Here is a 12683-nt window from a genome sequence, read left to right as displayed (position 1 = left end):
ATCCTCTCCTCATAGGTTAGTTTCTTCGTCTAGCAAATATTTTTATTGGCGTACCTTCAAATCCAAAAGCTTCTCGAATACGATTTTCTAGAAATCGTTGATAGGAGAAGTGTAATAACTCTGGATCATTGACAAATACAGCAAAACTAGGAGGTTTTACAGATACTTGAGTTGCATATAATATTTTTAGTTTTTTTCCTTTTAGAGTAGTTGTTGGATTTGTTGCAATAGCATCCATAATAACGTCATTTAATACGTTTGTTTCCACGCGCTTCGAATGATTCTCACTAGCTTTTAGTACCTGTGGAATCAATGTGTGCGTTCTTTTTTTCGTCGTTGCAGACAAGAAAACAATAGGTGCGTAATCCAAGAATTGAAAATGGGCTCTGATTTTTTCCTCGAACTCTTTCATCGCTTTTTCATCTGAATCCACTGTATCCCATTTATTCACAACAATTACAACAGCTTTACCTGCTTGATGTGCATAACCAGCGATTTTTTTATCTTGTTCAATAATGCCTGTTTCTGCGTCAATTAATGTAAGCACAACATCTGAACGTTCAATTGCTTTCAATGCACGAAGAATGCTGTATTTTTCTGTTGATTCATAAATTTTTCCGCGTTTTCGCATACCTGCAGTGTCAATTATAACAAAATCTTGATCATCTTTTGTAAACGGGGTATCTATTGCATCCCGAGTTGTTCCGGCAATATTGCTAACAATAACTCTCTCTTGTTGTAGTAATGCATTTACAAGTGAAGATTTTCCAACATTTGGTCTGCCGATTAAACTAAAATAGATTGTATCTTCGTCATGTTCCTGTTCTTCTTCTAAAGGGAAATGACTAACTACTTTGTCTAACAAGTCCCCTAAACCTAGTCCGTGTGTACCGGAGATTGGGTAAGGCTCACCAAAGCCCAGTGTATAAAATTCATAAATTTCTTCGCGCATTTCTGGATTATCTACTTTATTAACACCAAGTACAACTGGTTTATTTGATTTAAATAGGATTTTAGCTACTTCTTCATCTGCAGCGGTAATCCCCTCTCTACCATTTACCATAAAGATAATAACATCGGCTTCTTGAATTGCCACTGCCGCTTGCTCACGCATTTGAACAAGTAATGGTTCATCACCTAATTCGATACCACCAGTATCAATAAGATTAAATGTAGTTGTTAGCCATTCTGCTTGTGCATATATGCGATCTCTTGTCACACCTGGCGTGTCTTCTACAATTGAAATCCTTTCACCTACGAGTCGATTAAAAATTGTTGATTTACCTACATTTGGTCTACCAACGATTGCGACTATTGATTTTCTCATGAAAGGTACATCCTTTCTTTATGCTTTCACATATTATTCATTTAGTATAGTAAATAGACTGGATAAGCCAAAACTCTCCAATTTTCTATAACCTTAACTCAATACATTTTAGCAAAAGCAGTAAATTTAAACAACAAAGATTTTAACAGTAGTTCCATCAATGTTTTACGATAATATATAATTCATCACTTAAAGCATGACTAATCCCATCTATAATAGCCTCTAGATTGGCAGCTACTTTTTCCATTTCGTCTTTATTTTCACATAAAAAAATGGGTGCACCACCAGTTACTTTAGTTTTATTTACCGTAATCACAGCTAGTATTGCCTTTTCAATATTCATCTTCTAACCTCAATTCTTTTTGCTTACCTTTGATTCTGAAGGCATACGAATCGCATTTTCTAATACAGGAACAGCTCCAATTATTTTTTTTGCTTTTTCGACATCTTGATTTTGCGGTAAAATAAAAACTCCTATTCTGCCATCATCTAGATCGCGTTTAATTAATGGCACAAGAGCTGGTGTACCAGAATCACGAAATACACCTAATGAAACAGAAACATCGTGTAAAATTGCCTGTCGTTGACCTAAATTCGCAATTGTAGAACGAACATCAAAGTTCTTAGGGGTTAAAACAAAGCCCATACCATATTGAGCTATTTCTTTTTGCCTATCTGGTAACCCTATGTTCATAATATAAATATTATCGACATATAATCCTGCGCCATCGAAATGAACATCTTTCTGTTCAATATCTACTATTTCTTTCATGGTTGAGCCACTCATAAATCGGCGAATAAATAAAAAACTTAAAATAGCAACGATTATAGCACCCCACCAGTTTAATGCGATGTATGTTAAAGTCGTTACAAATGCAACAAAAATAACCAGATAATTTCGACTCTCAAATGCTATTGCAATACCCTCAATATATGTATTTCCCCTAGGCACAAGCTCATAGCTATCTAATTCCACCAATGTATTTCGCTCCATATTTCTCACTTCTCTAAATTGAGATGCAGCAATTGTTAAAAAAGTAACAGCTGTAAACTCTTTTTCCATGATTGCAGGTATAGCTACAGCCCCTAATGCTGCGGCAATAAAACCTAAGGCGAGATGTATTACTTTACCGTGTAAATATGTAGGGTATTGCCGGTAATCTGTACGTAACATAATAAAGCGTGCTATTGTTCCAATTGTTACACCAAATGCAATTGGTAGTATATATTCATTCATTTGTCCACCTCTTCTTTTGCTGTTCAATCTGTTGTAGTATTACCTCCAATTTAATTTTTATTTCTCTAATAACATAAAAGGTGAAGATAACCCCAGCTTGAAGAAGTAGTAGATTCATCAATTCACTATTACCTAGACTTTCTTTCCAACCAATTTGCTGGACAATTACAACATAAATAATTTCTCCTAGAGAAACAGTTAAGCAACTTACAAGAAAACGTTCAATAATATTCCTTCCAAATAAAATAGATATAAACGAAAAAACAAGTCCATAAAGTAATGTTCGTGGTATAAAAAACCAGATTGGGTTCACTATTTCCCATAAACGTGAACCGGTATAGCTATACGCGATAAAAAGTATAATCAAAGTACGATAAAACTTATGATTCTGAGTTGTCAAAACTATACATGAAGTTATGACAATAAGTAGAAATGCAAGATTAATATCGATTTGAAATAGTGTTAGGTTAATCGAAGCTAGTAAGATTAGATGTAACAGAAAAAAGGCTAACATCGTTCTAGTTATCCCTTTGTTCATAAAAAAAGTTACTATTATCCAGAAAAACCAACTTACCCAATAAAATATTATGTATTCCATTCACTTCACCACCATTATGAAGTATAGCTAAAATAAAGGTGTTATAAACATTTTTAAAACCCCTTCTAAAAAAAAACTGTTCATACACTTTAATGTGCATAAACAGTTTTTGAAAGTTCTATTTATTTGTACTTATCTAATTTGTTACCTATCATATCACCTAATTGAAAGCTTGACTGATCTTCTTCTTTTTCATATGCTTTCAGGTTTTCTTGGTTTTGATCAGCTTCAATCTCTTTAATACTCAAAGAGATACGCTTTTCTTTTTCATTAATGTCCAATACTTTCACATTTACTTTTTGCCCAACAGACAAAACTTCTTGTGGTGTACCAATATGTTCCGTAGAAATTTGAGAAATATGAACTAAGCCTTCTACACCTGGCAATACTTCAACAAATGCACCAAAGTTAACCAGACGTTTTACAGTTCCTTCCACGATACTTCCCGCTTGTATTTGTTGTTCAATGTTCTCCCAAGGTCCAGGTAAAGTTTCTTTTATAGAAAGTGAAACCCTCTCATTTTCCTTATCGACTGATAACACTTTTACTTTAACCGTTTCACCTTCAGAAACAACATCAGATACCTTTTCTACATGCTCATGAGACAATTGGGAAATATGAACAAGCCCATCAATTCCACCTAATTCCACGAATACACCAAAGTTGGTTATTCGAGCAACTTTACCTTCTAATACATCTCCATCTGCAATAGTTGATAAGAAATCTTGTTTCTTCTGGTTTTCTTCTTCTTCAACCACAGCACGGTGTGATAAAATAACACGATTTTGGCTACGATCAAGTTCAACAACTTTGAGATTCAACGTCTTATCTTGATATTCAGAGAAGTCTTCAACATAATATGATTCTATTAATGAAGCAGGAATAAACCCACGTAAGCCAACATCTACAACTAAACCGCCTTTAACAATTTCTTTTACAGTTGCATCAAAAATCACATTGTTTTTAAACTTTTCTTCTAGGTCTTCCCATGCTTCATCAGCTACAATAGCTTGCTTAGATAAGATAATCTCTTCATCTTCTAATTTTTTAATCTTTAATGTTAACTCATCACCTTCTTTAACCACATCACTAGCTTGTTCAACATGAAGGCTAGACAATTCACTAATAGGTATAATGCCTTCTATTTTGTAACCAATATCAACAAATACCTGCTTCTCCTCAACTTTAACAACTTTCCCAGTAACTATTTCTCCTTCTGTCAATTCCTTGAAATCTGATACTTCTTTGTTCATCTCATCCATAAAGAGGCCTCCTTCAATTTACGACAAAACTCAAAAATTGCAATGTCCTTTTTTCTAACTTCTAACATTTCTATTCATTTGTCAAGTGTTTAGCAAGTGATTTTAGGAATTTTTTTGCTTTAATAGTCTAATTTCTTGCATAATAATATCAGTAACTTCTTTAGCTGATGCCTTTCTTTCTCGCAACGGATCCATTTCAATTGGTGTTCCATAAACAACTTTAAGTTTTTTACCTTTTTTATAAGGACCAACAATTGCACATGGAACTACTTGTGCTTCTGAACGTAAGGCGAAAAAACCAGCCCCAGCAAGTCCATCCCCAACCTCACCTGTTTTACTGCGTGTCCCTTCTGGAAATAAACCTAACGCATTACCTTCTTTTAGAATATCTAAAGCATTTCTAAGTGCAGTACGATCTTTCATTCCACGCTTAATCGGGAAAGCATGTACTTTTCTTAAAAGAGTACTAAGAAGTTTATTTTTAAACAACTCCTCCTTTGCCATAAAATAGATATTACGTGGACAAGTGATTCCAACAACAAGTGGATCCCAGTTTGAAATATGATTTGAACATACAATAATAGGCCCTTCTTGTGGTATATTTTCTTTTCCAATAACATTCATACGAAAAACGGGTTTCATATAGAAACCTACAATAGTTCTAGCAAATTTGTAGAAACTCATTTACTTTCTCTCCCTTATTTTCTCTACAATCACTAATATCTCATTTTTAACACCTTCTATTGACATGGCGGTAGTATCAATTTCTATTGCATCATGAGCCTTAATAAGAGGTGATACTTCTCGTTCGGAATCTAATTTATCTCTTTTTGAAATTTCTTCTTTTAATTGTTCTAATCTAGATGGATATCCTTTTTGTATGTTTTCTTTATTTCGTCGTATTGCCCTTTCTTCAACCGAAGCAATCAGGAAAATTTTCACTTCAGCATCTGGAATGACATGCGTACCAATATCTCGTCCATCCATTACTACTCCGCGCTCCTGCGCCATTTCTTGTTGTCTTTTTACCATTTCTTCACGAACTAATGCATGTTTTGCTACATCTGAAACTGAATTCGTAACCTGTTGATTTCTTATAATTTCAGTAACATCAGCGTTATCTAATATTACTTTTTGTCCATTTTGTTCTTGCTCTAAGTTAAGTGTAGTTTTCTTAATTAATTGATGTAGTTGTTCTGGATTTTCTAGGTCCACCTTTAATTTTAGTGCTTTATATGTAATAGCACGATACATAGCTCCTGTATCTATATAAGTATAATCTAGTTCTTTCGCAACTTTTTTTGCGACTGTACTTTTTCCAGCAGCAGCAGGACCATCAATTGCAATAGCTATTTTTTTTTCAATCATCTTCATTCTTCCTCTCTAAACTGACACATTTTGCTTTTGTTAATTGACAATTTTTCTTACATTTGCTTCTAAATGATAACATATTTTAAATAATTGCGGTGTTTTTCAGATGAGAAACATAGGTTTATTCATTATAGATTTTGTCTTCGTATTTTTAATTGAACTTCAAAGCAGTATCGTATTATCTGCTGTCGGTCTTTTTCGGCAATTTTGGTAAATTTCATTGATAAAAGAGCTTTATTTGCATCTTTTTTTTGAAAGATTCGTATGGCTTCAGCATAAGCAGTTACATATTCAGTTTTTCCTGAATCCATCGGTAGAACAAGCCATACTTCAACTTCATCACCTGGTTTCACATTGTAATCATGGGGAAACACAATTGATAATCCACCACCGCTAATGTCATATGTTAATGTAGTAATAGCCTGATACATATGATTTGGATCATGCATGGCAATATCTAATGCAGTCGTCACACGAACATATTCCCTTCTTTGAATACGTGTCATATCATTTTTAGAATAATCTAGTAATAACATTGGAATTTGACCCATCTTTTTCCCTTTAATTTCTGTTTGAAATTGATATACCGATTGATCTTCCCCAACAAAATTAGCTTGAAAAATCGTTCCTTCCGGAAAAATATCAGTTCTTCCGCTTTGTTCATTGATAGGATAATCTATGTATAAAACTGAATGATCTAACTCGACTACTTTACAACGATAATGTATTAACTCGCTCTTTTCGTTTTCGGATACTAAAGTAAGTGTGGTACCAATTTTAATCAAAATGCTTCCCTCACCCTCGACATTTTTGAAAATATTACTATTTACCCATTATCGCAAAAAAAACAAAAAAGGGAAAGGAGTTAATCCATTCCCTAATCAATATTCCACTTTGTTTCTACAGCTTTTAATTTTTCTACTTTTATTTCCTGACCAGTATTGGCATCAATGAAGATACGATATGTATCTTGTCCTTTTGTTCCAAGGAATGCATAAGCCAGTATTCTCTCCTTAAAGTCATCTTCTACAATCGCTAAATGTTGGTCTTGGATTGTAACTGTTGGATTGACTCTTTCTTTGGCTTCTTCTAAAGCTAAAGATGGTTCTTCATATTCTGTGTTTTCATGGTTACGATAAAAATCTGTTGCAACAAAACCAAGAATTTCTCCGTCATCTAATGCAACTTTCATTTGTATTTTATCTGGGTAAACTCTCACGTCACCTTGTTGATACAAGAATTGAAAGACACCAACATTTTCATACTGATTACTTTGAAACATTACCATGTCAGAAAAACCGTTAGCTTTAAGAAACTTTTCTGCACGCAATAATGCATCATTTAAACTTAAATTCTTTTCATTTATTTCTCTATTTAACATAAAAGACAGAGGATGGCCGCCTTGTTTTGATATATCAATATAACCGTGTTCTTTTTCATTTTGGAATGAAGCACTATACATTGGTAATTGAGCACCATCTCCACTCTCTGCAATTGTTAACTCAAGCTCATCATCCAATTTAAATAATTTACGTATCTGTTCTTCTGCCTGACTCTCAGATATATTTTCCCCTTTAATGAACCTAAATTCATGTGTTTCATTTGAGATGCCAGTCAAACCGCTTGACAGATCACTTTCTTCATAAGCTTTGACCGTTTCTTCTACCGTTTCAAAACCATCAATAATCGTGTTATCCATTGGTTCATCAGTAGACACCAACGCCATTTGTACATCCATCCACCTTAAATTATCTTCAAGTACTACATGCTGTACTTTCCTTAACTCATTTTTTATGTCTCCTGCTTTCTTATACAAATTATTTAACGTATCTACTTCTTTATCAGACAATGGTTCTTGTTCTAGGTCGCGCACAGCTGTTCGGTAACTGAATTCCCCAATGTTTGATAGGAACTCCTCGGTTTTGTTAAATGGTAATAATACAAGTGGTAATTGACCAACATCCGTTTGTGCTTCAGAAGTTAATCGCCAAATTTCAATCAATTGTGGTGATAATTTTTCCTTAGTATTCATCGCTAAAGTAGTGCCTATCTTATCATGCAACAAATCCACTTGATATGTTAGATCATGAAATGCACGTTGATAATTATTCTCGGCTTGAACCAATATTGCATTTTTTTCTTGGTGCTCTTGATATCCCCATGCCCCTGTTGCAAATATAGCAATCGCTAATATGACTATCGAAATCCATCGTATCATCAATTTTACTCCTTTCTTCCTACTTACTTACATGCAAAATACGTGTTTACCAATTCGTTTGATTTGGGGCCGGGACCATATCCAACTAGATGTTGCAGTATCTGGATTAAAATAATAAATAGCTTCACCAGTAGGATCCCAACCATTTATTGCATCAACTACAGCTCTCTTTGCTTTATCATTTGGTGTTAACCAAATTTGTCCATCTGCTACTGCAGTGAATGCTCTTGGTTCAAAAATAACTCCAGATACTGTATTCGGGAAGGTTGGACTATTTATTCGGTTTAAAATTACTGCAGCTACAGCAACTTGTCCTTCATACGATTCACCCCTTGCTTCTCCATAAACAGCGTTTGCCATTAATTGAATATCATTTTGAGAAAATCCATTAGGTACATTTACTGCAGTCGGTTCTAAGGAAGTACCTTGGTCTTCTTCCGTCTGTGTATTTTGGGCTTGCTTTTTTTGATTGTTCTTATCCTTTTTTACTTGCTGTTCTTTAGGGGTACCACCATAATAAGTAAATTGATTACCTGATTCTATATTTTTTCTTATAAATTCTTTATCGTATTGGCTTGCCTTAACTAATTTCTCTTTAACTGTACTTCCAGCTAAACCATCAATATCTAAACCAAATTCATACTGGAAATTACGTAATGCCCAATACGTACCCCATCCAAATACTCCATCGATCTTCCCATTATAAAAACCAATATATTGTAACCTAGCTTGTAACTCAATGACATCTTCACCTGTAGCACCATGTTGAATAACTTGATTACTAAAGGCGTAACTTGAATGTGTGGGATATACTGTTGTAACACTAAATAAAAGACTTGCCAAACAACATAATAAGATACCTTTCTTCTTCATACGCACCTTGCGCTCCCTCCTAACTACTTCCTTTGTTGTTATGTATTGTTCAAAGAAATTCTATTTTTATACATTGAATTAAACATGTATATTTTTAAATAAAAAAAATAAGTAATCACTATTATTTTAATAACAGTAATTACTTACTAAAAACTGGCTGTCTCTTCATTTTCTGCTAACGGAATATTACCAATATAATCTTGATTCGCTTTTTTGACTTTTCTCATACCATTTATCCATAATAGAATCATAAATGGTACTAATATATATAGCCAATAAACACTTGTAGTCTGCAAAATAAAATCGTATATGCCATGTAACAGAACTGGAATAAATAAGGCGATATATAAAAACACATTATTATGCTTAGAATTACATCTTGCTATGCCTAGATAATAACCCATTATTACACCAAATAAAGCATGTGAAGAAACAGGGAATATGGCTCTACCAAATGCATATTCAATTCCGTGGCCAATTAAGTACAAGATATTTTCTACTGTAGCGAACCCCAGACTTAGGGCAACACCGTATATGATACCATCATAAACCGAATTAAAAGTAGAATATTTGTATACGGTATAAATGAAAACAAACCATTTAAAAAATTCCTCTAATAGACTAGTTAATATAAATGACGAAATAAATGGACCTTGCCCAATATTTTCTGCAGTAAAAGCATATTGAATAAACATTATAGGAAAGACTAGTAAAGCGCCATAAAGAAAGGTTTGAATAATTGGTAATATCGGTTCGGTATTAAATCGATCTTTTAAATAAAAAAAAGACATTAAAGCTAGTGCTGGTGCAATTCCGGCTGATAAGAGTGACACCATTATTCGACACCCTCTTTCATTAAAATTACTTTCATCGTATCATGAAGGAATGGTCTTGAAAATACTTAAATTAAAGTTGGTGAAAATATGAAAAAAGTTTTAATTGTTCACACAGGCGGCACAATAGCTATGACGGAGAATCAAAAAACGGGAGCAGTATCAACTACGAGTATACACCCATTAAAGGGTGAGTATGACTTAATCAAGCAACTTGCTCATACTGAAGAGAGTTTTTTATTTGATCTTCCATCTCCACACATTACACCAAATCACATGTTGCAAATAGGTAAACATATTCAAAGCAAACTGCAAGAGAAAGATTTTGATGGTGTGGTTATCACACATGGTACAGATACGCTTGAAGAAACAGCCTATTTTCTTGATTTATTTTTACAAACCTCAAAACCAGTCGTCATAACCGGTGCAATGCGCTCAAGTAATGAAATAGGTTCAGATGGACTATATAATCTAATTAGTGCCATTCGTGTTGCAACTACAGATGAATCAGCTGAAAAAGGAATACTGGTTGTTATGAATGATGAAATTCATACGGCAGCTTATGCAACAAAGACGGCAACAAGTAATGTGGCTACTTTTAAGAGTCCGCAATACGGACCAATAGGTATGCTAACAAGACAAACTGTTTACTATTATCATAAATGGATTTCGTATGAAAAACATAATATTCATTCCATTAACAAAAATGTACCTTTAATTAAAGCCTATGCAGGTATGGATGAATCTTTTATACAAGCAATAATTGATACTTCAATCGATGGAATGGTTATTGAGGGATTTGGACAAGGTAATTTACCACCAGGTATTGTCGCTCCTATTGAACATTTGATTAAAAAGGGTATACCAGTTGTATTAGTATCACGTAGTTATAAGGGAGTTGTGCAACCGACTTATAACTATCCTGGTGGAGGAAAGAATTTAAAAGAACTTGGTGTATTATTTGCTAAAAGGCTAACAGGACAAAAAGCACGCATAAAATTATTAATGCTACTCGAATCAAATTACCCATTAGAGTCAATGGAAGAACAGTTAGAATCATAAATAAAGAACGTACTTAAAAATATTGATGCTGTTGAATATACGTATTCGATATAAAAAGCGCATTAGTAACTTACGTTACTACAGTTAATGCATTGCTTAAATAAATTTAGTCACAAAAATAGTCATTTAGAAAATCGTAAAAAAGCAGTACACGTGCGGTACTGCTTTTTTTAATGTTTTTGTTTTTCAATTGTATTGGCGATTAATGGACCATGGAAACGTCCATTCTCAATAAAAATTTCATTGTTATTGTAACCAGCTGCAATTACACCTGCAATAAATATATTTTCAACATTGGTTTCCATTGTATTCTCATCATATAATGGCCTACCTGTTTCAGTGTCAATCTCAATACCTAATGATCGTAAAAAGGGTTGATCGGGTTGGTAACCAGTCATAGCAAAAACAAAATCCCCTTTTACTTGTTTTTCAATTTTATTAACTTGATAATAAACTGAATCTCCAGTAATTTCTGTGACAGTTGCATTAAACTCCATTTTTATTGTACCTTTACGTACTAGCGCCTCAAATTCTGGTAATATCCATGGTTTGATACTGGTTGAATAATCACTACCTCGATATATAACACTAACTCGTGCTTCTGCTTTATGTAATTCTAACGCTGCATCTACAGCCGAGTTTTTCCCACCAATAATTACAACATCTTTATTAAAATAAGGATGAGCTTCTTTAAAGTAGTGATTTACATGGTTAGCCTCTTCCCCTTTAACTCCAAGATAATTAGGTTGGTCATAATAACCTGTTGCAACAACAACATACTTGGCACTGTATGCGTGATTCTCTCCACTTTTTGTTTTGGTATGTATAAGAAAAGCATGGTTCTCTTTCTCTACTTTTCTTACGCGTTCGAAACTGTTGATTCGTAAATCCTTTCGACTAGCAACTTCTCTGTAATATGCTAATGCTTGATTACGAACTGGTTTTTTTCTCTCCGTTATAAAAGGTATCTCACCAATCTCTAATCGATCACTAGAGCTGAAGAATGTTTGGTGCGTTGGGTAATGGTAAATGGAGTTGACAACATTTTCTTTCTCAATTATTAATGGATTAATCCCTTTAGCCTGAAGTGCCAGTGCTGCAGACAATCCACAAGGTCCAGCTCCAATGATGATTACTTGTTCTTGTTGCATAATGTTCCCCCTATTTATTTCTACAGTTAATTTGTGAAATGTTTGTTTAATTTTTGTACAGCATTATTGGGCATAATTGTTTTCCCGTATTCTATTAAACGATGAGAAGTGAGGATACTAGGTGAAGAAAATTCGGATATCAATGCAATAATGTGCTCACGGTTTATTTCTAATACATCTTCATCCAGTAAATGCATATAATAATTTCCTTCAAAATGATAAATCGCCCCACCTTTTATCCCAATTTGTTCTAGATGGATTGCTAATTGAATCAAGTCTTCAAAAGACTCAAAAAGAAATATCAATTCCTTGCTCTCATCTAATGTGACTTTCATTTCTACAAAATCTTCGTCATCATCATCATCCAGATGACTTTGTGTAACGATAATTAACATACCTTGTGCTTGCATGACATGGACTTGCACTAGTAATACACCTTCTAATTCAAAGCCTAACTCATCACTAGCCTCATACATCATATCGTGAAATAAAGCTTGCATCTGTGGCAAATCATGCCATAAATCTTCTTTCGTTAAACCTCGTTCAATCAAATCGTCAAAAGTAAGAAAAATCTTAAATTGATCAGATGAAAGTCTTTCTAAACGCATGTTAATTACCCTCCCTTAAGTTGTTTTTGCAGCCAACTAGTTACCCTAAATTATTATATGTAATTGTAAACAATTTTGTAACAAAAACCAAATAAAAACACACATTTGCCCTCTAATAAAAAAAGGTACTTTCTTGATAAAAG

14 protein-coding genes are annotated in these 12683 nt (G+C 33.8%); 1 reads left to right on the top strand and 13 read right to left on the bottom strand.

What is annotated here, in order from left to right:
• Window positions 1-16 precede the first annotated feature (16 nt).
• The 11 genes from der to prsW all read right to left on the bottom strand — a co-directional run bounded on the left by der (window position 17) and on the right by prsW (window position 9722).
• Entirely contained in the window at window positions 17-1327 is a 1311-nt protein-coding gene (gene der, locus D2K40_RS01170; protein ID WP_117152117.1) for a ribosome biogenesis GTPase Der, read from the bottom strand.
• 157 nt (window positions 1328-1484) lie between these two features.
• Window positions 1485-1670, bottom strand: coding sequence for a capping complex subunit for YIEGIA (locus D2K40_RS01165; RefSeq protein WP_117152115.1), 186 nt, complete (start codon window positions 1668-1670; stop codon window positions 1485-1487).
• 9 nt (window positions 1671-1679) lie between these two features.
• Window positions 1680-2564, bottom strand: coding sequence for a YIEGIA family protein (locus D2K40_RS01160; RefSeq protein ID WP_117152113.1), 885 nt, complete (start codon window positions 2562-2564; stop codon window positions 1680-1682).
• The gene (locus D2K40_RS01155; RefSeq protein ID WP_117152111.1) at window positions 2557-3162 is read right to left on the bottom strand and encodes a YphA family membrane protein; all 606 of its coding nucleotides are present in this window, start codon (window positions 3160-3162) and stop codon (window positions 2557-2559) included. The genes D2K40_RS01160 and D2K40_RS01155 overlap by 8 nt, the downstream gene beginning before the upstream one ends.
• A gap of 122 nt (window positions 3163-3284) precedes the next feature.
• A complete protein-coding gene (gene rpsA, locus D2K40_RS01150; RefSeq protein ID WP_117152109.1) occupies window positions 3285-4424 on the bottom strand; it encodes a 30S ribosomal protein S1 in 1140 nt (379 codons plus the stop codon).
• A 102-nt stretch (window positions 4425-4526) separates the two neighbouring features.
• Entirely contained in the window at window positions 4527-5108 is a 582-nt protein-coding gene (locus tag D2K40_RS01145) for a lysophospholipid acyltransferase family protein (protein ID WP_117152107.1), read from the bottom strand.
• The gene (gene cmk, locus D2K40_RS01140) at window positions 5109-5789 is read right to left on the bottom strand and encodes a (d)CMP kinase (RefSeq protein WP_117152436.1); all 681 of its coding nucleotides are present in this window, start codon (window positions 5787-5789) and stop codon (window positions 5109-5111) included.
• A gap of 134 nt (window positions 5790-5923) precedes the next feature.
• On the bottom strand, window positions 5924-6580 hold the full coding sequence (locus D2K40_RS01135) for a flagellar brake protein (RefSeq protein ID WP_117152105.1): 657 nt from the start codon (window positions 6578-6580) through the stop codon (window positions 5924-5926).
• 92 nt (window positions 6581-6672) lie between these two features.
• On the bottom strand, window positions 6673-8013 hold the full coding sequence (gene ypeB / locus D2K40_RS01130; protein WP_117152103.1) for a germination protein YpeB: 1341 nt from the start codon (window positions 8011-8013) through the stop codon (window positions 6673-6675).
• A 27-nt stretch (window positions 8014-8040) separates the two neighbouring features.
• Entirely contained in the window at window positions 8041-8886 is an 846-nt protein-coding gene (sleB, locus tag D2K40_RS01125; protein ID WP_117152434.1) for a spore cortex-lytic enzyme, read from the bottom strand.
• Between the two features lie 146 nt (window positions 8887-9032).
• Window positions 9033-9722: a glutamic-type intramembrane protease PrsW gene (prsW, locus tag D2K40_RS01120; protein WP_117152101.1), complete on the bottom strand. Its 690-nt coding sequence runs from the start codon at window positions 9720-9722 to the stop codon at window positions 9033-9035.
• Between the two features lie 87 nt (window positions 9723-9809).
• On the opposite strand from prsW, the gene D2K40_RS01115 reads away from it, so the two are divergent.
• Window positions 9810-10781 (top strand): asparaginase, encoded by a 972-nt coding sequence (locus D2K40_RS01115; protein ID WP_117152099.1) that lies wholly within the window; start codon window positions 9810-9812, stop codon window positions 10779-10781.
• Window positions 10782-10951: 170 nt separating this feature from the next.
• Here D2K40_RS01115 and D2K40_RS01110 read toward each other — a convergent pair whose 3' ends face one another.
• Together D2K40_RS01110 and D2K40_RS01105 are read right to left on the bottom strand one after the other, a co-directional pair.
• Window positions 10952-11932 (bottom strand): YpdA family putative bacillithiol disulfide reductase, encoded by a 981-nt coding sequence (locus tag D2K40_RS01110; protein WP_117152097.1) that lies wholly within the window; start codon window positions 11930-11932, stop codon window positions 10952-10954.
• A 26-nt stretch (window positions 11933-11958) separates the two neighbouring features.
• Window positions 11959-12540, bottom strand: coding sequence for a genetic competence negative regulator (locus D2K40_RS01105; RefSeq protein WP_117152095.1), 582 nt, complete (start codon window positions 12538-12540; stop codon window positions 11959-11961).
• Window positions 12541-12683 lie beyond the last annotated feature (143 nt).

Source organism: Paraliobacillus quinghaiensis, assembly GCF_003426025.1.
GTDB classification, from domain to species: Bacteria; Bacillota; Bacilli; order Bacillales; family Amphibacillaceae; genus Paraliobacillus_A; species Paraliobacillus_A quinghaiensis.
The sequence above is the reverse complement of the archived record's forward strand: the minus strand, read 5'-3'. Positions and strand labels throughout refer to the sequence as shown.